Annotated in this window: 21 protein-coding genes and 1 pseudogene; 5 read left to right on the top strand and 17 right to left on the bottom strand. The window is 62.3% G+C overall.

Annotated elements, in window-relative coordinates:
* Positions 1 to 195 precede the first annotated feature (195 nt).
* Complete coding sequence (locus DK391_RS25970) at positions 196 to 1,629, bottom strand: PLP-dependent aminotransferase family protein (protein WP_109480867.1); 1,434 nt, start codon at positions 1,627 to 1,629, stop codon at positions 196 to 198.
* Positions 1,630 to 1,786: 157 nt separating this feature from the next.
* On the opposite strand from DK391_RS25970, the gene DK391_RS25965 reads away from it, so the two are divergent.
* Genes DK391_RS25965 through DK391_RS25955 form a run of 3 tightly spaced genes read left to right on the top strand, consistent with a single transcriptional unit; the run spans position 1,787 to position 4,623 of the window.
* Positions 1,787 to 2,977, top strand: coding sequence for a pyridoxal phosphate-dependent aminotransferase (locus DK391_RS25965; protein WP_109480866.1), 1,191 nt, complete (start codon positions 1,787 to 1,789; stop codon positions 2,975 to 2,977).
* 4 nt (positions 2,978 to 2,981) lie between these two features.
* Positions 2,982 to 3,704: a transporter substrate-binding domain-containing protein gene (locus DK391_RS25960; RefSeq protein ID WP_109480865.1), complete on the top strand. Its 723-nt coding sequence runs from the start codon at positions 2,982 to 2,984 to the stop codon at positions 3,702 to 3,704.
* Between the two features lie 43 nt (positions 3,705 to 3,747).
* Positions 3,748 to 4,623: a PhzF family phenazine biosynthesis protein gene (locus tag DK391_RS25955; protein ID WP_109480864.1), complete on the top strand. Its 876-nt coding sequence runs from the start codon at positions 3,748 to 3,750 to the stop codon at positions 4,621 to 4,623.
* Between the two features lie 5 nt (positions 4,624 to 4,628).
* Here the strand turns inward: DK391_RS25955 and DK391_RS25950 are convergent, their stop codons facing one another.
* The 7 genes from DK391_RS25950 to DK391_RS25920 all read right to left on the bottom strand — a co-directional run bounded on the left by DK391_RS25950 (position 4,629) and on the right by DK391_RS25920 (position 12,240).
* Positions 4,629 to 6,017 carry a TAXI family TRAP transporter solute-binding subunit gene (locus DK391_RS25950; protein ID WP_109480863.1) on the bottom strand — a complete coding sequence of 463 codons (1,389 nt, stop codon included), beginning with the start codon at positions 6,015 to 6,017 and terminating at the stop codon, positions 4,629 to 4,631.
* A 165-nt stretch (positions 6,018 to 6,182) separates the two neighbouring features.
* On the bottom strand, positions 6,183 to 7,745 hold the full coding sequence (locus tag DK391_RS25945; RefSeq protein ID WP_109480862.1) for an FAD-dependent monooxygenase: 1,563 nt from the start codon (positions 7,743 to 7,745) through the stop codon (positions 6,183 to 6,185).
* A gap of 370 nt (positions 7,746 to 8,115) precedes the next feature.
* Positions 8,116 to 8,397 carry a hypothetical protein gene (locus DK391_RS25940; RefSeq protein ID WP_239482952.1) on the bottom strand — a complete coding sequence of 94 codons (282 nt, stop codon included), beginning with the start codon at positions 8,395 to 8,397 and terminating at the stop codon, positions 8,116 to 8,118.
* A gap of 326 nt (positions 8,398 to 8,723) precedes the next feature.
* Positions 8,724 to 10,442, bottom strand: coding sequence for a tetratricopeptide repeat protein (locus DK391_RS25935; protein WP_109480861.1), 1,719 nt, complete (start codon positions 10,440 to 10,442; stop codon positions 8,724 to 8,726).
* 133 nt (positions 10,443 to 10,575) lie between these two features.
* A complete protein-coding gene (locus DK391_RS25930; protein ID WP_109480860.1) occupies positions 10,576 to 10,887 on the bottom strand; it encodes a hypothetical protein in 312 nt (103 codons plus the stop codon).
* A gap of 111 nt (positions 10,888 to 10,998) precedes the next feature.
* The gene (locus DK391_RS25925; RefSeq protein WP_109480859.1) at positions 10,999 to 11,832 is read right to left on the bottom strand and encodes an oxidoreductase; all 834 of its coding nucleotides are present in this window, start codon (positions 11,830 to 11,832) and stop codon (positions 10,999 to 11,001) included.
* Between the two features lie 102 nt (positions 11,833 to 11,934).
* Positions 11,935 to 12,240, bottom strand: coding sequence for a carboxymuconolactone decarboxylase family protein (locus tag DK391_RS25920; protein WP_109480858.1), 306 nt, complete (start codon positions 12,238 to 12,240; stop codon positions 11,935 to 11,937).
* A gap of 85 nt (positions 12,241 to 12,325) precedes the next feature.
* On the opposite strand from DK391_RS25920, the gene DK391_RS25915 reads away from it, so the two are divergent.
* On the top strand, positions 12,326 to 13,273 hold the full coding sequence (locus tag DK391_RS25915; protein WP_109480857.1) for an AraC family transcriptional regulator: 948 nt from the start codon (positions 12,326 to 12,328) through the stop codon (positions 13,271 to 13,273).
* Positions 13,274 to 13,276: 3 nt separating this feature from the next.
* On the opposite strand, the gene DK391_RS45725 is transcribed toward DK391_RS25915, so the two are convergent.
* Positions 13,277 to 14,707 (bottom strand): alpha/beta fold hydrolase, encoded by a 1,431-nt coding sequence (locus DK391_RS45725; protein WP_109480856.1) that lies wholly within the window; start codon positions 14,705 to 14,707, stop codon positions 13,277 to 13,279.
* A gap of 166 nt (positions 14,708 to 14,873) precedes the next feature.
* On the opposite strand from DK391_RS45725, the gene DK391_RS25905 reads away from it, so the two are divergent.
* Positions 14,874 to 15,440 (top strand): TetR/AcrR family transcriptional regulator, encoded by a 567-nt coding sequence (locus tag DK391_RS25905; protein WP_109480855.1) that lies wholly within the window; start codon positions 14,874 to 14,876, stop codon positions 15,438 to 15,440.
* A 22-nt stretch (positions 15,441 to 15,462) separates the two neighbouring features.
* Here DK391_RS25905 and DK391_RS25900 read toward each other — a convergent pair whose 3' ends face one another.
* The 8 genes and pseudogenes from DK391_RS25900 to DK391_RS25865 all read right to left on the bottom strand — a co-directional run bounded on the left by DK391_RS25900 (position 15,463) and on the right by DK391_RS25865 (position 22,460).
* On the bottom strand, positions 15,463 to 16,104 hold the full coding sequence (locus tag DK391_RS25900) for a DUF1109 domain-containing protein (RefSeq protein ID WP_109480854.1): 642 nt from the start codon (positions 16,102 to 16,104) through the stop codon (positions 15,463 to 15,465).
* Complete coding sequence (locus DK391_RS25895) at positions 16,101 to 16,607, bottom strand: DoxX family protein (RefSeq protein WP_109480853.1); 507 nt, start codon at positions 16,605 to 16,607, stop codon at positions 16,101 to 16,103. The genes DK391_RS25900 and DK391_RS25895 overlap by 4 nt, the downstream gene beginning before the upstream one ends.
* A gap of 5 nt (positions 16,608 to 16,612) precedes the next feature.
* Positions 16,613 to 17,410 (bottom strand): DNA-binding domain-containing protein, encoded by a 798-nt coding sequence (locus tag DK391_RS25890; RefSeq protein WP_109480852.1) that lies wholly within the window; start codon positions 17,408 to 17,410, stop codon positions 16,613 to 16,615.
* The gene (locus DK391_RS25885) at positions 17,400 to 18,314 is read right to left on the bottom strand and encodes a DUF692 domain-containing protein (RefSeq protein ID WP_109480851.1); all 915 of its coding nucleotides are present in this window, start codon (positions 18,312 to 18,314) and stop codon (positions 17,400 to 17,402) included. Before DK391_RS25885 ends, DK391_RS25890 begins: the two co-directional genes overlap by 11 nt.
* A gap of 42 nt (positions 18,315 to 18,356) precedes the next feature.
* A complete protein-coding gene (locus tag DK391_RS25880) occupies positions 18,357 to 18,668 on the bottom strand; it encodes a DUF2282 domain-containing protein (RefSeq protein WP_109480850.1) in 312 nt (103 codons plus the stop codon).
* Positions 18,669 to 18,920: 252 nt separating this feature from the next.
* The gene (locus tag DK391_RS25875; RefSeq protein WP_109480849.1) at positions 18,921 to 20,573 is read right to left on the bottom strand and encodes a cyclic nucleotide-binding domain-containing thioredoxin-disulfide reductase; all 1,653 of its coding nucleotides are present in this window, start codon (positions 20,571 to 20,573) and stop codon (positions 18,921 to 18,923) included.
* Between the two features lie 253 nt (positions 20,574 to 20,826).
* Positions 20,827 to 22,092: a DUF6596 domain-containing protein gene (locus tag DK391_RS25870; protein ID WP_109480848.1), complete on the bottom strand. Its 1,266-nt coding sequence runs from the start codon at positions 22,090 to 22,092 to the stop codon at positions 20,827 to 20,829.
* Positions 22,089 to 22,460 (bottom strand): annotated as a pseudogene (locus tag DK391_RS25865) (YciI family protein). Before DK391_RS25865 ends, DK391_RS25870 begins: the two are co-directional and overlap by 4 nt.
* Positions 22,461 to 22,578 lie beyond the last annotated feature (118 nt).

Raw genomic sequence — 22,578 nt, 5'->3', positions numbered from 1 at the left:
TACAAAGGTCTTTGCAGATCCGATTTCAAATAAGAAATGAACTTCTGTCGTAATGCGTGTTTTGATGCAGCGTGAGTTTGATTTAGCTGTATTGAATATTATTTCGAACGCCTGTTGGACATGGTGCGCAAAAGCGACTGATGCTTTGACGTTGCAGGCAATACTTTCCTTGTCGTCGAATCAAGGTGAATGCGCTCAGCGCGCGAGCATTGTCTTTGCGAGTTGACCGAGTCGACGCACGCCTGCTTCGATACTGTCATTCCAGCTGTGTCCCGCACTCAGGCGCAGGCAATTGCGAAAGCGGCGGCTCGCGGAGAAGACATCGCCGGGTGCGAAGCAGATGCCGAGATCGAGTGCCTTGTCGAACAGTTCGCGCGAATCGAAGCGTCTGGGCAGTTCGATCCACAGAAAGATGCCGCCGGCGGGCCGGCTCACTTTGGTCTCGGCTGGAAAGCTTGCTTCGATGGTGCGTGTCATCTGCGCCAGGTTTTGCTGGAACTGACGGCGAAGGCTGCGCAAGTGCGCATCGTAGTTTCCGCTCGCAAGGAATGCGGCGAGCGCGACTTGCGGCAACGTCGGACTGCACAGACTGAACGCAAGCTTGCGATCCTTCACCTGCTGCATCCATGCACCCGCAACTATCCAGCCGATCCGGTAGCCAGGCGCGAGGCTCTTCGAGAACGAACTGCAATAGATCGTGTTCGCGCCGCCGTCGAGCGCGATGAAGGGCTTCGGTCGCTCGCGGCCGAAGTAGATATCGCCGTACACATCGTCTTCGATCAGCGGCACGCCATGTTGTGCGAGTACGGCGAGCAGTTCATGCTTGTCGGCATCGGCCATGGTTGAGCCGAGCGGATTGTTGAAACTCGATGACAGCACGCACGCGGCCACGCGCTCCGTCTCGAGCAGATGGGCCAGCGCACCGATGTCGATGCCGCGCGAGGGATCGGTGGGCAGTTCGACAGCCTTCAGCCCAAGCACTTCGAGCGTATGCAGCAACCCGACATATGTGGGCGATTCGATTGCAATCGTATCGCCACGGGTGGCAACGGACGTGAGCGCGAGCGTGATCGCCTCGGTGCAACCCGAGGTGATTAGGATGTCGTCGGGGGAGAGGGCGTGTCCGATACGCATCGCACGTTTCGCGATTTCGCGGCGCAGGTCGGCTTCGCCTTGCGCGGCGCTATAGACGTTGTACTGTGCGCCATGCTGGCGTGCGGCACGCGCAAGCGCGGCGTCGAGCCGGTTGGATTGCAGCAGCGCTGCGTCAGGCACGGCGCAGCCGAGCGGAACGAGTGCCGTGTTCGATGCATGGTCGAGCAGCATGGCGACAGCGCCGCTGATCGACACGGTGGATGCTTTTGATCGCGCGCGCGAGGTGGACGGCAATGCGAGCGTGCCACGCTGCGGCGTGGACACATAAAAGCCCGACTGTGGACGCGCGACGAGCACGCCACGATCTTCGAGTAGCCGGTAAGCCTGAAGTGCCGTGGAGATGCTGATGTTGTGCTGCTCGCTCACGGCACGCACCGACGGCAGGCGCGTACCGGGTGCGAGCGTGCCATTGTCGATCATGCCGATGATGAGTTCGGCCAGTTGCTCGTAGCGGAACGATGCTTGTGTATCCATGAGAAGCGGGGAGCGGAGGATTGCCACGATTATTCACCCGGCGCGCGCGGATCGCCAGATAAAATTGTGCTGGTCCATATGGAAGAAAATTGTGACTGTTATGGTTCGCCCGGGAGCGCTACGATGCATGGATTCCCGTCGATACCAGGCGCTATCAATGAATGCTCTGCAAAGCGATGTCGTGGAAGCGCACCCGGATGCGTGGCGTGGCCGCTTTCCCTACAACGAAATCATTTCGCTGCTGGATGTGAACCTACCGTTCAATCTGGCGGAGAGCACGTCGCAAGACCTCACGGTTGGCGAGGTGCTGGATATGGCGGGTATCGATAGCATTCGCGATCTGAAGCTGGGTTATGGCAAATCGGCAGGCGCGTACGCGCTTCGTGAAGTCATCGCGCAGGCGTGTCATGTGGGTGCCGACACGATCATCACCACGCAAGGCACGGCGCTCGGCCTGTTTCTGCTCGCATTCGAAGTCTGCCGTCCGGGCGATGAAGCTGTCCTCGTGACGCCCTGTTTTCCGCCCGTCCGCGACTGCCTGCATGGAGCGGGCGTTGCCGTGCGCGAAGTGAAGCTGGCGTTCGAGCGCGGATATCGGCTGGATCTGGAGAGCGTTGAAGCCGCGCTGTCTGCGAAGACGAAACTTGTCAGCCTTGCCTCGCCGCAAAATCCGGGCGGCGTGCAAACGTCACGCGCCGAGATCGAGAAGCTGCTTGCATTGATGGCGCAGCATGCGCCGGAAGCCATCCTTTTCATCGACGAGACCTATCGTGAAGCCACGTATGGCGAGCAGATCGCGAGTGAAAGTTTTGCTTCACTCGATTCGCGTATCGTGACGGGTGCATCGGTATCGAAAGCACTCGGCGCGCCGGGGCTGCGCACCGGCTGGCTCACGGTCGCGGACGCCGATCTTCGCGCGCGCCTGACGGTCGCGAAGATGAATACGGTCATCTCGGGTTCGGTGCTCGACGAGGCGCTCGCCGCTGCCTTGTTGCGCAATCGGGAACAGGTGCTTGCGAGCCGGCGTCGATTGCTCGCTGGCGCACTCGACAAACTGGCGGCGTGGTGCGAGCGCGAACGCGGGCACGTCGAGTGGGTGCGGCCGGATGCCGGTGCACTGTGCTGCGTGCGTCTGCGTCACGATGCTTTCGACGATAGCGCCGTGTCGCGCTTCTGGGATGCGTTGCCTGGCCATGACCTGCAACTGGCGTGCGGAAGCTGGTTTGGCGAGAGCGCGCGCGTGTTTCGACTGGGTTTTGGCTATCTGCCGCCTGCACGGCTTGGACCGGCGCTGGATGCGCTTTCGTCCGCGCTCGCTGAACATTCGTCTTCTGCACATATTGGATAACACCATGAAAGTCAGCATCGCCTTTATCGAAGAACCGCCGTTTTACTGGACGCAAGCGGACGGTGTCGTCACAGGCTCGGACATCGAACTGGCCGATGTGGTGCTTCGTGCCATCGGCGTGACGTCCATCGAGCATCGTCTCACTACGTTCGAAGAACTGCTTCCGGGCGTGCAGGAAGGTCGCTGGGATATGAACGTGCCGATCTTCGCGACGCCAGCGCGTGCCGCGCACGTTGCGTTCAGCGTGCCCGTCTGGGCGCTGGTGGATGGTTTTGTCGTGCATGCCGGTAATCCGAAAGCGCTGATGAGCTATGCCGATGTCGCCCAGCGAGACGATGCGCGTATCGGGTTTATCAACGGGCAGGTTCAACTCGAATCGGCAAAAGCGGCAGGCGTACACGATAGCCAGATCGTCATGTTCAAGGATCAGCCTGAGTCCGTGGCGGCACTGCTTGCAGGCAAAATAGACGCATTCGCCGGAACGGCAGTCGGCAATCGTGTCGTTGCGGGCGCGGACAGCGCATTGCAAGCCGTCACGCATGAAATGGGCAAAGGGGCAGCGGTGCCCGTCGGCGCCTTTTCGTTCAGCAAGAGCAATCACGCCCTATTGCAGGCAGTGAACGAGCAGTTGCGCAAGTATCTCGGTTCGGCGGATCATCGCGCACGCATGGCGAAATACGGCCTGACGGCTGCTGAAATCGACAGTGTGGCGACAGCGGGCGAGTGACTACGTCAATGTGTTTCTTTTTTTCAGTTTGATAGAGGGCTGCATGAAGCGAGCGTATAAGGTAGTCGACGTGTTCACCCATCGGCCGCTTCTGGGTAATCCCGTGGCCGTTGTACTCGACGCGCAGGGGCTGTCTTCGGACGAGATGCAGGCTATCGCGCGCTGGACCAACCTGTCCGAAACGACGTTCGTTCTTCCGCCTGAAACTGCCGAGGCCGATTACCGCTTGCGGATCTTCACGCCGGGCAGCGAGCTACCGTTCGCGGGACATCCCACGCTTGGCAGTGCGCACGCATTGCTGGAGGCGGGACGTATCGCGCCGCGGCCCGATGGTCGTGTGATCCAGCAATGCGGCGCCGGTCTGATTGCGTTGACGGTGCAGGGAGCGAGTGATGACCGGCAACTGGCCTTCGATCTTCCGCGTGCAAAGATCGAAACGCTGCACGAAACGGATACGGCAGAACTCGAACGTGTGCTGGGCTGCAAGGTGAGTCGTCAGTCGCCGCCTGCCGTGGTGAACGTCGGACCTGTCTGGGTGGTCGCGCAGATCACGAGTGCCGCTGCCGGGCTTGAACTGCAACCCGATCTCGCGAGCCTGGCGAGCTTCGAGCGCCGTCTCGGCGTCACGGGCGTGACCGTATTCGGCGCTCACGAGCGCGGCGATGCGGCAATCGAGGTGCGCACCTTTGCGCCATCGTGTGGTGTGAATGAAGACCCGGTGTGTGGCAGCGGCAACGGCAGCGTCGCTGCATTCCAGTTTCAGCGTGGATTGTTGCCAGCCGACGGCGGCTGCTATCTCGCGACCCAGGGCCGTTGCGTAGGCCGGGACGGGCGCATCGAAGTGAATGTGGATGCGAAGGGAAACGTGCGCGTCGGTGGCGCTTGCGTCACCTGTGTCGACGGTTCGCTGACGCTCTGAAAAGACTACCCGTCGGTCTGCCGTAGCGCCGCGATCTGCGCACGCACATACGTGATGTGCTCGCGCAGTGCGTAGTAGTTGTCGGCGTAAGCGAGCGGCATTTTCAGCTTGTTGAGTCCTTTCTCGATCGCATTCAGTTTCCGCGTGAATTCGGCGTATTTCGCTTCCGACGGATCATCGAGCACGCTGCGCTCCAGCGCGATCAGTTCGCCATAACGCCGGTAGAAGCGCGACTTGACCCGCCACGCGTACAGCGGCGGCACATAGTGCAGCACGGGTATCAGCAGCACGACGATGGGCACCACCAGTACCCACATGCGATCGACAAGACTCGCGAGCCAGAACGGCATGGTCCGGTAGACGAAGCTCTTGCCGGATTTGTAGTAGCGCGCCGCATCCGGGCTGAGTGGAAAATCATGGGCGATGGGCGCGGGGAATTCACCTGCCGCTTGCAACAGACTGGCGCCGCCATGCACCTCGCCGGCGGCTTCGACGATCAGATCCGACAACGCGGGATGCAGCGTATCGCGCGCGATCAGCTCCATGGTGGTTTCGATGGTGGTCGTGGGCTCGGGCGGCAGATTGTCGGCAAGATCGAACGCGCCCATCGGCACTTCGAATTCACTCAGGAACCGAAAAGTGCGCATATAGGCTTTCGCCTGCGTGAAGTTGAGAAGCCGGATGTCGGGCGTGCGGATCATTTTCTGCATCAGCGCGGGGCGCGCGGAATCCGCGTTCAGAAAGGCGGCGTCGACCGCGCCTGACAGCAATGCGTTCACGGCATCCTCGCCGACCAGCGGCAGCATCTGCGCACCGCTATCCGGCTCGACGCCGTTGGCCTTCAGGAGCAGCAGCACGATCTGCCGCGTGCCGCTGCCTTCGCGGCCAATGGCGAGCCGCTTGCCCTTGAGCTCCGATAGCCGCGTGAGTTCGGGGCCGCGATAGAACACGAACAGCGGCCAGTTGGTGACGCTGCCGAGCGACATCAGGCGTGCGTGGTGCGTATCGGACGAGACGACACGCGTTACGGTAGTGAGGCCGGACTGCACGAAGCCGAGATCGACGTGCACGGCGGGATCGGCGAGCCGCTCGAGATTTTCCAGCGTACCTGACGATGTCAGCACATTCAGCGTGACGCCGTTGCGCGCGAGAATCGATTTGTACTTTTGCGCCTCGTACCAGAAGCCGCTGTGCTCGGGACCGGCAGTGATGGTCAGCGAGGTGGGCGGCGCGGGTTGGATGACGCGAAAGGCCACCCAGATCAGCGCGCCCGCGATCATTGCCATCACGCCGAGCGACACAGCCAGATCGAGCCACGAGATGACGACGAAATACGCCGCGTGGCGAAACCGGGGAGGATCGACGTCACGTCGGGCGGGATCGTGCCTAGTCATTTTCAACGGATGACATAGCGTCAGGATCGCGATCGGCCGATGGCATAGGAAGCGCTCGCTGTCCGGTGCAGATGATCTTCAGATTAGCGCAAAGCGGTGAGGCCGGGTGATGAAGGGCCGGAAAATGCGCGCTTCGTTTTGGGCGTGATGTCTCCGATAGGACGGTCAGCGAGGCGCGCAGTCCACATGCTCGGGTTCGGCAAACCAGCGCAAGAGGGCTTGAACCAGTTCGTCGTGCTCGGTGGCGTCTTCGCTGGCCCACGCGACGATCCCGTCCGGACGTACCAGCACGGCGCTCACGCCCAGCCGGTTTTTGACATCGCCTGCGATATACGTGACCTGCCGTTGCCATCGGGTAGTCAGTGTTTGCAAGGCGGCGTTTGCATCGAAGTCGAGAAACAGGGCTTTTCCTGCGCGTAGCAGGTCACCCGCTTTCGTTCCGTCGAGCAGTTCGAAATCCGGCATGCTGCGGCCCGCGAGTGGATGACTGCCGACGCACGCATAGCGCAGCGATGTGCCCCACACGCGTTCGGCAAAATAGGTTGCGCCGTCACGCGTCCCGATGAGATCGCGCATGATGGCTTCGAGCGCGCGCGTGCTTTGGGTAGGCCGCATCAGCGCGACTTGCGCGCGCGACCAGTCGAGCACACTCGCGCCCACGGCGTGCCGCTCCTGTTGATAGCTGTCGAGCAGACCGTCGGGCGCGTTGCCACGGATCGTGAGCGCCAGCTTCCAGCCCAGGTTCATCGCGTCACCAAGGCCGAGATTGAGTCCCTGACCGCCAAGCGGCGAATGGATGTGCGCAGCGTCGCCTGCGAGCAGCACCCGTCCTTTGCGATAAGTGGTTGCCTGAAACGCACGATCCGTCCAGGTCGTCGCGAGTTTGAGCGCGGTCAGATCGACGGGTACGCCGGACACGCGTCGCAGCACGGCCTGCACATGGTCTTGCGTGATCGGTTGCATCCGGTGACAGGCGCCGCCGTCGAATTCCACCATCGCGATGGTGCCGGGTCGCGCGTAGGTGTACATGCCCGTGGCCGTGTAGTGCCGGCCGGGGCGCAACGCATCGGGATCGCGCATCTCGACGTCAACGGAATAGCCGGTGAACTCCGGCTCGGTGCCGGTGAATTTGAAGCCGCCTGCCTTGCGGACCGCACTGCGGCCACCGTCGCAGCCGACCAGCCAGCGTCCGCGAAATGTCTCGCCATTTGCATGGACGGTGACATCGTGGTCGGACGAGTGCATGTCGTCGACACCGACGCCGCGTCGTATTTCGGCACCCATCGTGACGGCCCGTTCGGCCAGCACCGATTCGAGCGTTTCCAGGGAGACTGCCATGCTGACGTCGGCGGAGTCTGGCAGGCGGTACGGCCACTGCGAAACGTCGACATCGTCGTGATAGAACGGAATGCCGGCGAAATGGCCGGCAGCGCGGCGCGGCTGTTGTATCCAGTGCGCGCTGGCTGCGATTTTTGCCGTACCGTCGGTGGCGCGTTCAGCCGACACCAGTTCGTCGAGCAGGCCGCGACGGTCCAGGGCTTCGATCGTCGAGGCAGACAGGCCGCGCATTCCGAACGGAAGGCGTTTGAACGCAGAGTGGGGATGGTCGGCGCGCTCCAGCACCAGCACGGATAACCCGGACAGGCGCAGCTCGCAGGCGAGAAACAGGCCGACAGGACCGGCTCCCGCAATGATGACGTCGTAAATAGATGAGTGTTGCTCGTGCATGAACGGCTCCATTGTCGATGTTCGACCGGAGCGTTCCTCAGTTGAGCGCCACACGGACGAACGTCAGGACGCTTGTGCAGCGTCAGATGTTCGTCGTGGGGATCTCATGCGCGAGGCCAAAGACCAGAGCTTTCGTTACCGAAAGGACTTGGGCTTACCAAACCAAGTCTGCCTTTTCCGACACGGCTTTATAACACTGCGCCGGTCAGAGGGCAACACAAGGTCGAGCCTGGCGACTCGCAAGCACACCTGTCATCGGCAATCGCGACTGTGCGAAAGAACGCTTCACGCACAGCATCGACCAGGCGATGAGCAACCTGTCTCGCTGCGCCGCAACACTGCGCGACGCTGGCGAGATTGCGTTCAGGTGTTACCGCGACGGATGAAAAATGCGTCGCAGGAGCTGGTGCTCGCTGGATGCTTCCATTCGCCGTTGCGCGCGGCTGACATGAAAGCCCGCCGCGATCACAAACAGAATCCCGGCTATGGGCCACACATAAACGACTGCGGCAAAGCCGAGCCAATATGCGTCGTGAGGAGGGTAGGCGTGGAGCGCCCAGAAAAAGCAGGCAACTGGCAACATCAGCAGGAACAGAGCCGACCGATTAAGAAAAGCTCCGACTGCTGCTTTCTTTTGTTTCTCAGTTTGCATGCCTGTCTCCATTAGGAAGGGCATGTGACATAGCGTCGCACAGCAGACAATTCGAGAATACTTGGTGAAATCCCTGACGTATGCGGATTCGCTAAATGTCCCCGCAGCTTGCTGCACAACAGCATTTTCAAGCAGTGCGAGACAAACGAGCTTGTAAATCTGCCTTTAAAAAGGGGTGTTGGGAAAACCTGGGATATGGAAAGGCTACTGAAGAGAACAGTTTGGAGTGCGTGTGAAATGCAATAAAAAGGGTGAGCGTGAATGTCTTCACGTCTCACCCTATGGACTCCGATTGATTTATAACTCGGTGTGTCTGATCCGAGGTCTTAAACGGCAGACGCATCCCCTGCAGCCAGCGCGTCGCGCACTGCATGCACAACGCTCTGCCAGTCGCCTAGTGCCGGCTGCCTGAAGAGTCGTGCACGCGGATACCACGGACTGTCGGTGCGATCGAGCAGCCAGCGCCAGCACGTATCGAAACGGTTCATGATCCACACCGGCTTGTTCATCGCGCCAGCGAGATGCGCGACGGCGGTATCGACTGTGATGATGAGATCCAGGTTGTCTACTAACGCAGCAGTGTCGGCGAAATCTTCGAGTTCATCGGTGTAGTCGATGACCTGTGCGGCCAGCTTGTCAGCATCACGCAGTTGCTGTGCGGCTGGTCCTTTCTGCAGGCTGTAGAAACGCACTTGAGGCACGTCGAGAATCGAACTGAGCATGTCCAGCGTCATCGAGCGGCGCGCGTCGGTCTTCCGCAGTTCAGCGACATGCGGACGGTTTCCGCCAGCCCCCACAAGCCCGACTTTCAATGCAGACGCGCCGTCGTCCGCGAGACGCAGCGACCAGCGCTGCGAGGCCGCTTTATCCGCGAACAGATACGGCACGTTGCAAGGGATCTTCGCGACATCCGTCCTGAACGCGAGCGGCAAACTGAGCAACGGTGCGTGGCAATCGAAATCGGGTAACGCCTGACCTTGCTCGACGAGTTCGGCAACGCCGTCGAGCGTTGCGATCAGCCGCATCAGTTCTTTGGGCGCCTCCAGAATCACGCGCGCACCCATCGCAGCGACGAGCGGCGCGTAGCGGCAAAACTGCAGCGTGTCGCCGAGTCCCTGCTCGGCGTGCAGCAGAATGGTCTTGCCTTCCAGTGAGAAGTCGCCCAGCCACAAGGGCTGCGTGAAGCCACGTTGAGAGGCCTTGATGCGATGGCGTTGCCAACGCCATTCGTATTCGCGCCAGCCCTCGTCGAGCCGCCCAGTCTGCAGCAGGCATAGCGCGTAGTTCCAGTGAGATTCGGCGGAGTTCGGGTCCAACGCGAGCGCCTTTTCATAGGCACGCAGCGCTTCGTCGTGCAGTTTCATATCGACGAAGGTCAGGCCAAGATTGTTCCATGCATCGACGAAGGCGGGCGCCAGTTCGAGCGCGCGCTGATAGCTCGCCTGGGCATCCGTTGGACGGTTCATGTCGCTCAGCGCATTCGCGCGATTGCTCCATGCGTCGGCATAGCGGGACTGCAGCGCGATAGCCTGATCGCAACTTGCGAGCGCATCGGCGGGACGGTCGAGATCTCGCAGCACGCAGGCGCGATTGTTCCATGCCTGCGCGAGACCCGGCTGCGAGGCGAGCGCCTTGTCGAAGCTCGCCAGCGCTTCAGCTGGCCTGTCGAGTCCGGCGAGTGCATTGCCCTGATTGTTCAACGCATCAGGAAAACCGGCTTGCAATGCGAGCGCGCGGTTTGCGCTGGCAAGGCCTTCGCTGAAGCGGCGCTGCACGTTATACGCGTAAGCGAGATTCGAATGCAGCGGTGCCTGCTTCGCGTTGATCGAAACGGCTTTCTGCAACAGCGGGATGCCGTCTTCGATACGCCCAGTCTGCAGCAACAGGGCGCCAAGCAACTGGATCGCGTCGAAGTGCAGAGGCCGCAAGGCGAGGATCTCGCGATAGATCTCCTCGGCTTCGGCCTGCGCGCCGTTTTGCTGCATCGTCACGGCATCGTGAAGCATCGCGTCGATCCGGCGCTGCTGTATTGCGGTTTTGCTCATGCTGTGCGGGGTGTCCGGCGCATCCGTGGACGTAGGGAAGTCGGAGGCCGGGTTCGGTTCCGGTTGGTCAGATGCGCGCAATTATCGCCGATGAGCACGGCTGCAAAAAGACCGTGCGGGATGCGCTTTCCGCTCACTGCACGTTCGCCTGCTGGCATTCCGCCTGATACCACCGATCGACCTGACGCTGCGCGGCTTCGAGATCGTCCGGATAGTACGGGTCATACCATCGCGACGGGTCATAACCTGCGGACCTCAACGCCGCGAGTTCGCTCATGTTGCGCTGATGGTCGAGGGGCGCGTGGTTGCGAAGCTCGGTCAGGTCGCGGCATTGTACGGCGCTCAGATGCGTCGTGCTGCCTGAGCCGCCTGAACCGCCTGCGGCACAGCCTGAGAGCGCGAGCACCAGCACCGGCCATGCTGCCCAGATCGTCGAACGCTTCATGGGATGGTTCATTTTTCAATCTTCAATCGATGTCATGTGCGTAACGATACACAAGACATCGATCGGCGTTCGGATTCCGTGCACAGGCAAGCCGGGCGTTCACACGCCAGGTCAGCCGTCCGTCGATGTCGTCAGCGTTTCCCAGGCGCCGATTTCCTCCTCGATGGCCGACAGCTTCGCACGCACGAGCGCGAGGGCATCGCTGCCAAGCAACAGATGCGCCGGAGGATGATCGCTGTCGATCACGGCCAGCATCGCACGCGCGGCCTTCACGGGATCGCCCAGCTGCTTGCCGCTCTTTTCTTCGCGCGCCGTCCGGATGGGATCGAAAAGCGCGTCGTAGTCGGGAATGGAGCGCGGCGAGCGGACCATCGAGCGGCCTGCCCAGTCGGTGCGAAACGAGCCAGGCGCGACGGCGGTGACGTGGATGCCGAACGGCTTCACTTCCTTGCCGAGCGCTTCCGAGATGCCTTCCAGCGCGAACTTGCTGCCGCAGTAGTACGTGATGCCGGGCATCGTGATGAAGCCGCCCATCGACGTGATGTTGAGAATGTGGCCGCGCCGGCGTGCGCGCATCGCGGGCAACACGGCCTTCATCATCGCGACGGCGCCGAACACATTGACGTCGAATTGCCGGCGCATGTCGGCGAGCGGCGATTCTTCCATCACGCCTTCATGGCCGTATCCGGCGTTGTTGACGAGCACATCGATCGGTCCCGCCGACGCTTCGATGTCGGCGACCACGCGATCGATCGCTTCAAAATCCGTGACGTCGAGCACGCGCGCGATGGCGCTGCCCGGTTTCAGTGCTTCGAACTCCGCTTTCGCCTGTTCGCTGCGCACCGTGCCGATCACGCGATGACCGGACGCCAGCGCTTCGCCAGCCAGAGCACGGCCGAATCCGCTGCTGACGCCGGTGATGAGCAAAGTCTTGTTGCCTGACATGTGAACCTCGCAAATGAAATGGACGAATGCATAGTATTCTTCCGCGGGCCCGCAAATCAGATCACAAACTCTGTGTTTATTGCCTATTCCTATGAGACGGGCTTAGCCACGGAACAGATGCGTAGCGTGCGTGATGGCGCCGCCTGCACGAATCGCTGCTGCCACGAGGGCGGCTTCGGACAGTTGCGCTTCGCTTGCGCCTTCGTCGCGCGCCGCCTTGGTGTGCAACTCGATGCAGTAAGGGCACTGCGTCGTCAACGCGACGGCGACGGCGATCAACTGCTTCTGCTGCGCGCTCAATGCGCCTTCTGCAAACACGGCCTTGTCGAAGGCCCAGAAACTTTTCATGGCTTCCGGTGCGTTTTCGTCCAGTTTCTTCAGACGGCTAAGATGCTTCATATCGAACATGAGATTCTCCAGTAATCAATGACCTGCATGCTTATAGTAGAGAGGTCCATGTTCCAATTGGTCTCGACCTGGTGCGAATCCGTCCATGGCTAACGGCGCTATCTTTGAGCTTCCTGTCCTCGAACGTTTTCTGGCGGCGCTGGACATCGGCGTGGCGAATTTCACGCTGTGCGATATACGCGATGGCTGGAGTGCGCGTTTCGATGCCTGCACCACGGCCAGCCTTCACTACTGCATGGAAGGCACGGGCGCACTGGTGACGCAAGGCGGCGAGCGCATCGCGCTGACATCGCACAGCTTCGTGCTGTTGCCGCCCGGTGTGGCTTACCGGATCGAAAGCAGCCGTTCGATGCCCGCTAACGAGACGAACCATGCGCGTCTCACCGATTGGCCCGCGCGCGAAACCATACCGACCGTGCAGGCAGGGTACGGCGTGACGGGCGTCGCCACGGCATGCGGTGAATTGCAACTCGATACGAATCACGCCAGCGATCCATTCAGGGCGCTGCGTCGGCCACTTATCGCGCAATTCGACGGGCAGTCGGGCCTGAAGAATCAGTTCGTCCTGCTGCTCGCGGAATGCGCGCGGCCAGGGCTCGGTTCGCGCGCACTGGTCGAGGCGCTGCTCAAGCAATGTCTGATCATGGTGATGCGTCGGCAGGTCGAGCACGCGGGCACTGAACTGCCTTGGGCCGCGGGCTTTGCCGACAAACGGCTGGCGGCGGCGCTGGAGGCGATTTTCGAACGGCCGGCTTCGCCGTTGTCAGTGGAGCGGCTGGCCGATATTGCGGGTATGAGCCGTTCCGCTTTCGCAGCGCAGTTCATGAAAGCATTTGGTCAGCCGCCGATGAGCATGCTTAAGCTCGTGCGCTTACGGAAAGCAGCGGAATTGCTGGCGACGACAGCGCTTCCGGTTGCCGAAGTCGCGAGGATGGTTGGCTTTTCGAGCCGGAGCAATTTCTCGCAGGCATTTCACGCGATGCATGGAACGGACCCGAGCGCGTTCAGGCGCAGGCCGGGTCCGACGCAGTGATGATTACTGCGCGCGAAAACCCGCATCGATCTCTGCATGCGACAGGTGCGCAATCGTGTTCACCAACGTCTTCGCGGACGCTGCCAGTGCAATCGCCACCATCGCGCGATGATCGTAGCCCGCTGCCTTCAGCGCGTTGACGTCGCTATCCGATACCTGCGTGCGGTTCGTTGCGATCGCGGCTGCGAAGCGGCGCACGGCTTCGAGCTTCGCGTCCGCAATCGGACCACCGTTGCGCAGCGCTTCGACGACATCGGCGGAGGCGCCGAGCTTGGCGGCAAACGTCGCGTGCACGGCAATGCCGTAATCGGCCGAGTTCGCGCGGCTTGCCGAGACCAGTGCCACTTGTTGCGCAATGGGATCGAGCGAAGTCGCACCCAACGACTGCAGCATCGTGATGTACGCGCCCAGCACCGACGGTTCCGCCGCAACCGCATAGCCCAGCGTCGGCACGAATCCGAACACGCCACGCATGACTTCGAACAACTCTTGCGCAGCCGGCGGCGCGGAGGCTTCCGTCAATTCACCGAACAGCGCCTTCCCTTGCGCGACATCGAGCGTCTTGGCAAGGAACGAACGGATGATGCCTGCCACTTCGTCCAGGTGCGATTCCAGTGGGAAGTGACCCCCGTCGACGAAGTGCACTTCAGCATCGGGCAGATCGCGGCGGAAGGCTTCAGCACCCGCCGGCAGAAAGAACGGATCGTTCTTGCCCCACACGGCCAGCGTCGGCGGACGATGCGTGCGGAAGTATTCGTGAAAACGCGGATACGCCGCCACGTTCGACTTGTAGTCGCCGAACAGATCCAGCTGGATGTCCGCATTGCCCGCGCGATCGAGGAAATGCTGGTCGAGCGTGTACGACTCGGGCGCGATCCGCGCGGTATCCGATTCGCCGTGCGTGTACTGGAACTGCGTCGTTTCCGACTTCAGGAAAGCGCGCAGGTTGTTGCGGTTGTCTTCCGTCGGCGCTTGCCAGTAGGCGCGGATGGGATTCCAGCCGTCGCTGAGACCTTCTTCGTACGCATTGCCGTTTTGCGAAATGAGCGCGCTCACGCGTTCGGGGCGCGACGCAGCGAGGCGGAAACCCACGGGTGCGCCGTAATCGAACACATACAACGCGTAACGGTTCAGGCCGATCGCGTCAGTAAAGTTTTCGATGACCTCGGCAAGATGATCGAACGTGTAGCCGAAGGCGCCGGCTTCGGGCGCGTCGGAGAAACCAAAACCCGGCAGGTCGGGCGCCACCACGCGGTACTTGTCGGCGAGTCGGCTGATCAGCCCACGATACTGGTGGCTCGAAGTCGGGAAGCCATGCAGCAACAGCACGGCGGGCGCGTCCTTGTGTCCGGCATCGCGATAGAAGATGTTGAGGGCGGAACCCGTGCGACGGTCAGCGACGGAGACAGTTTGGTAAGCGGGCGCTACAGACATGACAACCTCCAGAGGGTGAGATGAGCCGGTACGTCCACACTCAAACTGTACCGAACGATCGGTACAGTAGTTCACGATTCGAATTCGGTCAAGTTTTTATTTGGGTGTTATACTGCCTTCACATGAATTGAACCGAACGGTCGGTTCATACTGTAGGAGGATAGAAATGGCCGCCGCCTCGATTTCGAAAGACGAGATCGTCGATCGCCTGTTTGCTGTGTTTCAGGAGCAGGGATTTGACGGCGCCTCGCTCAGCGACGTCTCGCGCGCAACGGGGCTGGGCAAGTCCAGCCTCTATCACCATTTCCCGGACGGCAAGCTGCAGATGGCGCAGGCCGTGCTCGAGCGGGCCACGGCCGTGATCGATAGCGAAATCGCCGGCGTGGCGAAATCGGCCTTGCCGCTCAAGGTGCGCATCCGGAAGATCGTGGCGCTGCTGAACCAGATTTATTCGGGCGGACGCACGCAGTGCGTTCTGGGCCGGATCGCGACATCGTCGGTGAGGTCGGACACGCTGGACGGCTTGCGTGTCGCGTTCGATCTGTGGATCGGCGCGATTGCGTCACTGGCCGAAGAAAGCGGCATGCCGGCGCGGCGGGCGGGGACCTTTGCCGAAGACTGGGTCGCGCGTTTGCAGGGCGCACTCATCATGCAGGCTGCGACGGGCGATACAGGCGCGTTCGAACGCGCGCTCGATGCGTTGATCGAACTCGGCGAGAAAGACACGGGTTGATAACGGCGGTTGCGAGGGCTCGTCACCAGCGCATATAACGCGGCGCGGCAACAGCGCCAATAGCAGCCGTCACGACGACGGCGAGCACGTACCACACACCCCAGAACGGCGCGGCCATCTCCGAGCAGTACAACGAGTACACGATCAGCCCCTGCGCGCCCGCCAGCAATCCGGCGCCTGCGCCAGCAAGCGGCAGACGGGTCGGCGCGAGACCTTTCATCGCGTGCATCATGACGGCGAGCGAAGGCAGCGACAGCAGGATCACGCTCGCGGTCGTCGTGCGCCAGGTCGTGCCGAGCATCAGTTGCAGCCGATAGCCGGGCGGCGTAGCCAGAAGAATGCTGCCCGCCACGAGCAGCATGGTGACGACAGGCAACCCAGCGGCGATCCACGCCAGCCCGAGCGGTGCGCCCGGGCGGCCGAGCCGGTCCGCGAGCGTCATGGCTGCGGCGACGGTGGCGAGCGGAAACGCCAGGCGCGCCCAGAACATCGACGTAAGGATCAGCTGAGGCATGTCGTATCGGATGCCATACAGCGCGATCAGCAATGCCGTATCGCCCGCGAGACCGAGCAGCAGCGCACGGTTGAGCCGCCGCGACACGGCGTTGCGGTCGACGGGCGACGCGTCGTGTGCGAGCCGGGCGACGAGGTCTCGCGTATTCATGTGCGGCTCGACCGGTCTCCGAGCAGATAGTCGATCGAGATCAGGCCGGGGCCCCATGCGGCAATCGCGAGCGCCATGGCAGCCCAGGTGATGTGGATGGGCCAGCCATCGGGAACGGTCAATTCGATGATGCAGGTCATCAGCAGCAGCCCCACGGCTGCGAACCGCGTGCCGAAGCCGAGCACCAGCAGCACGGGAAATCCGACCTCGCCGCAGGCGGAAAGAAACGCGAAGACGGCAGGGGCGGGAAACGGATAGGGGCCGCCCGGCAGATGCAGCTTGAACTCGTCGGTGAAGAGGTCGATGGCCGTGTCGTTGAGTTGCAGGAAGCCATGCCACTTGAGGATGCCCGATCGCCAGAACGGCACTGCGAGCGCAATCCGCAAAACCAGTTGCACGAGCCACGGTTGCGCGAGCCGTTCCACGAGTTGGCGCGCGCGTGCAATCGGCGCCGCGATCACGGCGGGGACGAAGGTTTTCGATGGTGATGGTTGGGTCGACATTCCTTTTACGCTCCAGATTGAAGGCCGGAAAACACCCCGGCTGACATCATGGCCGCCAGGTTGGCGGGCAGATCGAATGAATCGGTTGCATCGAAAGCGGCTGCGGCTGCCGTGCCGAGCGTCGCGCCGTCGATGAGTGCAATCAGGAAAGCCGCACCGCCTGGCGGCAGGCGCGACACCACGACGTCCTGTTCCGGACGTGTGATGAGCGCGTCTTCCGCGTCGCTCGAACAGAGCGGCGTGACGGGCTGGTTCGAGCGATTCATCGCGAAGATGGCGACGGCGGGATAGCGCGACGTGACAATGCGCGTCGCGGGATGCGGCGCGAAACGGAGGTGCGCGAGCAACGTGGGATCGATGGCGGCCAGCGCTTCGGGGCGCAGCGGCGCTGCGTCTGCCGCGTGATACGCGTCGAGCCACGCGCGTTCGATACGTGCGGTATCCGCGAGCCAGGGCATCTCGCGCGCGTACTCGTACGTTTCGATGAACGCGGGAAAATCGCGCCCATACTCGAACAGCAGCGGCGACGCAGGCGGCGTTGCGCGAATATGGAAGCGCGCCATCGCGCGGAAGAACTCGACACCCGTGATGCGCTGAACGGCGGGATAGACGGCAGCCAATGCGTCGATCAGGCTCACCGTGACGTTGTTGCGATACACGTTGTAGCGGCTGATCACGCCTTTAGTTGCCGCGGAGGTTGTGGTTGCCGTGGCGACGATACCGGAAGGTGGTGAGACTGCCGGATTCGTCAAACCCGACGCAAACGCCGCAGCATAGTCGCAGTGTGAGCGCTCAAGCTGCATGATCGGTAGCCTCGATCAGGTCTACTGTGCTTTCTTCGACAACGCGTCGTGCCTTGTCCGCCTGTGCGCGTAACCCTGACCATTCAGGCAGATTGCTGTCCCATTCGATCAGCGTCGGAACAGGACCGATGCGTGAAATGACCTGTGCGTAGAGATCCCAGACAGAATCGGCGATTGCGCGGTCGTGGCTGTCGATGAGCAGTAACGCGTTTTCGTCGTCGACTTGTTCACTATGGCCGGCCAGATGAATCTCACCCACGTGTTCGAGCGGAAATGCTGCGAGATACGCCTGCGCCGAATAGCCGTGATTGACAGCAGAGACAAACACGTTGTTGACATCGAGCAGCAAGCCGCAGCCGGTGCGTTGCGCGACGGCGCGAATGAACTCAGGCTCGCTCATCGTCGACGACGTGAACGCGATATACGTGGATGGGTTTTCGAGCAGGATGCGACGCTGGATTGCATCCTGAAGCTGATCGATGTGCGCGCACACGCTGTCGAGCGTGTCGCTGGTGTACGGCAGGGGCAGCAGGTCGTTGAAGAATGCACCGCCATGCGTCGACCACGCCAGATGCTCCGATACGAACGCCGGCTCATAGCGATGCACGAGATCGCGAAAGCGCGCGAGATGCTGAAGATCGAGCGGCTGCGGCCCGCCAATCGACATGCATACACCGTGCAGCGACAGCGGATACGACTCGCGGATCGCGCTCAGCATGCGATGCGGCGGGCCGCCCGCGCCCATGTAGTTCTCGGCGTGGACTTCGAAGAATCCGTCCTTCAGGCCATCGGCGAGAATGGCGTCGAGATGCGCGTGCTTGAAGCTCGTGCCGACCATGGCCGGCGCCGTGCAATGAGGCCGGCCAATTGCGTATGCCGCCGCTGTTCTGGTGGAATCGTTCATGACACGCCCTCTGTGTTTCGTGCGTCGTGTTGATGCCTGCGATCAGGATTTGGTCGGCGCGAGCGAGCCGTGCGAACCGCCCGGCACCTGGATGCTCGTGCACGTGCCGCCCTGGACGAACTTCCACGAGTTGCCCTGGAAGTCGACAGTCGATGTGCCCTGACAGGTCGTGCCCGGACCTGCTGCACAATCGTTTTGCCCCTTCAGCGCGACGCCGTAGCACTTCTCCTTGTGAGCGCCGACAGCAGCGTCCATTTCAGCCTTCGTGAGGGGTGCAGCATGAGCAACCGATGCGAGCAGGCTTGCAACTGCGCCTGCGATCAGGGCGGTGCTGACGGTGGTCTTTGCGGACATGGATGTTCTCCAGTGGTTGAGATGGTAGGTATCCGTGGCGGATACATGAGCTAATTCGCAGCAGGAGGAATGGCGGTTACAGCCGTCGCGATTTTTTATTCGCGAGGTGTAGTGAAAGGAAGATGTGAGGCGTGGCGTGAGCGCAGTCGCACGCCGGCAATCCAGCGAGTTTTATTCTTGCTCGCGTAAATGACTTCGGGCGCTATCGAGGCGCGATAGCGCCGGTCCGATGCTGTCTTGCCGCGCGCGCGGCTAGCGGGCGTCGTACTGCAAATACTTATGCGCGAACGCGATGGCCATGCTGCCTTCGCCGACAGCCGACGCTACGCGCTTGACGGGACTCAACCTCACATCCCCACACGCAAACACGCCGGGAACACTCGATTCGAGCAGAAACGGATCCCGGCTATGCGACCACTGTCCTGCCTTGACGACATCGTCGCCGGTAAGCACATAGCCGCGTTCGTCACGCGCGATTTCCGGCGGCAACCAGCCCGTTTCGGCATCGGCGCCGATGAACACAAACAGTCCGCCGCAGTCGTGCCGGGTTACCGTCGCGCTCGTAGCATCGCGTATATCGATGGCTGTCAGATGGGTATCGCCGTGTGCACCGACGACTTCCGATCGCAACTGCACGGCCACGTTCAATTTGCTGTGAAGCTGCTCGATCAGATAGCGCGACATGCTCTTTTCCAGCGAGTCGCCGCGCAGGATGAGCGTGACCTTGCGCGCATGATTGGCGAAATACAAAGCCGCCTGGCCCGCCGAGTTGCCACCGCCGATCAGATAGACATCGAGTCCATGCGTCGCGTTGGCTTCGCTGCGTGACGCGCCATAGTAGATACCTTTGCCGATAAAGCGGTCGAAGCCTTCGATGGCGAGCCGCCGCCATGTGACGCCCGTCGCAAGAATGATGGTGCGCGCGTGGATCACATCGTCGCCATCGAGATACACGTTGCGTTCATGCACATCGATGCGCGCGACCGACCGCGTCACCAGAATCTCTGCGCCCAGCCGCCTTGCCTGCTGCAACGCGCGGCTCGCGAGTTCATCGCCTGATACGCCGTTGGGGAAGCCGAGGTAATTCTCGATGCGCGACGACGTGCCCGCTTGCCCGCCGGGCGCCTCGCGTTCCACCACCATCGTGCGCAAACCTTCCGACGCGCCATACACGGCGGCCGCGAGTCCCGCCGGTCCGCCGCCGATGATCAATGTGTCGTATGCGGCGACGCGAGGTTGCGTCTGCAGGCCGAGCATGTCGGCGAGTTCGCGTGTTGCGGGCCGGCGGAGCACCGTTCCGTCGGCGAGCCGCAATGCCGGGCAGTCGTCTTCTGACGGGCGATCACCCGGCCAGCGTGCAGTGAGTTCGGGCGCGTCGGGTGTCATCCAGTCGGAACTGATCTGGTTGCGGGCGAGAAACTGGCGCAATGCTGTGCACGCAATATCCCACCGGTTGCCGACGAGTGTCACGCGCGGCTTCGGCGGCTCGGCGGAAAGACCTTGCAGCCCACCGATGCGCTCGCGGGCAAGGGCGCCCATTTTCAACGCGATGTCCGGCGACGCGGCGGCGAGCATGTAGTAGCGTTGGGCGTCCACGCGCATCACGCGAGACGGCTCGGCGGCCCGGTAAGCACCCGGAAACGGCGAACTCAGCGCCAGCGGCACTTCGCCGAAGATGGTCCCAGGCAGACGCCAGCCGAGCGTGCGCTCGATCCCGTCGAACGTCTTGATGACTTCCATCTTCCCGGCGAGCACGGCATACAGCGCCCGCTCTCCACCTTCATGGACGGCGAATTCTCCCGCGCACAACTGCAGATCCGCAGACGTGTGCGCGAGATTCTCCAGTTCATTGTCGGAGAGCGTCGAGAACAGGGGGATCGCCCGGATGTCGTCGATTGTGAGCATGGTTTTCGTCCAGACAGGGCAAAAGAGGTGACGCTCAGCGATGCGACATTCGATGCGAGGAGGGCACAACCGCCGTGAGTCCTCCGTCGCGGAGCGCGCGGATATCGCTCGAACGGTTGTGCGAACACAGACCTCGAGCGCATTGCAGACAACAGGCAGACCAAGCCAGTATAGGATGTTCGGTGGCGAACACGCGGCCGTGGGGACGTGAGCGGTGCGCGAGGCTGATTGCATCGGGCTAACCCGACTTCGATCACGACGTCGCTGACAGGGCTGCGCGCCGTTTCTGCAAAAACCTGCGCACGGCGGGATCGCGTTCCAGGCCGATAGCAAGACCGTACGCATTGAGTGCTTCGGCTGTCGCGCCGACGCGCGCGAGCAGATCGGCGCGTGCGGCCCAGTAAGGCTGGTAATCGTTCAGTCGCGGATCGTTTTCGTAGGGAGCGAGCGCGTCGAGCGCAGCCTGCGGACCATCCCGTTCGGCCAGCGCGAGCGCCCGGTTCACCGCGACCACCGGCGACGCCGCAATGGCGAACAACGCATCATAAAGTTGCACGATCTCATGCCAGTTCGGGCAGTGCGTGCGGCAGCGGTGCACGTGCGCCGACTGCAGTGCGGCCTCCAGCTGAAACCGTCCGATTACGTTGAGCGCGTTGGCGCGCCGCAGCAGCGCGTCGGCGGCGTCGAGCATCGATGTGTTCCACGTCGCGGGATCTTGCGCCGACAGCGGCACGTAGTTGCCCGCCGCGTCACGCCGCGCGTCGCAACGCGACTGTGCATACAGCATCAGCGCGAGCAGCCCCAGCGTTTCCGGTTCTTCGGGCAACAGTTCGACGAGCAGTTGCGCAAGGAACAGCGCTTCGCCCGTCAGATCGCGCCGCTCGGTATCGCCGCCAACGGGATCGGTCCAGCCCTCCGCGTACGCCGCGTAGACGGCTTCCAGCACGGCGTCGAGCCGCTCCCGCAACGCGTCGCGCTCGGGCACGCTGAACGGAATGCCCGCTTCGCGGATCTTGTGCTTCGCGCGGACCAGACGCTTGCTCATCGCCGTGGGCGACATCAGGAAGGCGGAGGCAATCGTCTTCGCTTCGAGACCGAGCACCACCTGCAGCATCAGCGGCGTGCGGATCGCGGCATCGAGGGCAGGGTGCGTGCAGGCGAACAGCACCGCCAGCCGCCGGTCCGGCAGCGCGCCGGGTTCGTGCTCGTCGATTTCGACGGCGAGCATCACAAGCTGGTTCGGGACCTCGTCGCCGATGCGGCGATGGCGCGCGCCGTCGAGGGCACGGCGGCGCGCGACTGTCATCAACCAGGCTTCGGGATTCGTGGGACAACCACGCACCGGCCAGTCGGCGAGCGCGGCTGCAAACGCGTCGGCCAGTGCATCCTCGGCGGCGGCGACGTCGCGCGTGCGCATCGACAGCAGCGCGACGAGCTTGCCGTAGCTGCGGCGCGCAACGGCCTCGGCGATCGAGCGCGCGGCGCCGTCTGCGTCACGGTCGCCGCCGGGGAGCGTCATGGCGCGGACGGCGCATCGTAAGGAGCGGTCCAGACAGGGCGCACTTCCATGACGCCGTGCACCGCGCCGGGGCACCGCGACGCCCACGCAATCGCCGCGTCCAGGTTGGACACGTCGATCAGGTAGTAGCCCGCGAGCTGTTCCTTCGAATCGGAAAACGGTCCGTCCAGAACCTGCGGCTTGCCGTCGAGAAGGCGCACTGTGGTGGCTGTGTTCGAGTGCTGGAGACGGTTGGCGCCGGTCAGCACTTCGGCATTCTTCAGCTATTCCGTGTACGCGTGATACGCAGCGACGCCTTGCTGCCGCTCGCTGTCCGTCATCCGGTTCCAGCCCGATTCTTCCGTGTAGATCATCAACAGGTATTGCATGTGAGCCTCCGTCATAGGGTTGAGGCGGACGATGACATCGAGCCGCCATCACAATGACGCGTGGGCCGCATGCTGATGGACAGGCTGCGCCGAAAAAAGGCGGTGGGTGTGTCCGGCG

This window comes from Paraburkholderia sp. C35, from assembly GCF_003121405.1.
GTDB lineage: Bacteria > Pseudomonadota > Gammaproteobacteria > Burkholderiales > Burkholderiaceae > Paraburkholderia.
Note: the sequence above shows the minus strand (reverse complement) of the source record. Positions and strands in the feature narration are given on the sequence as shown.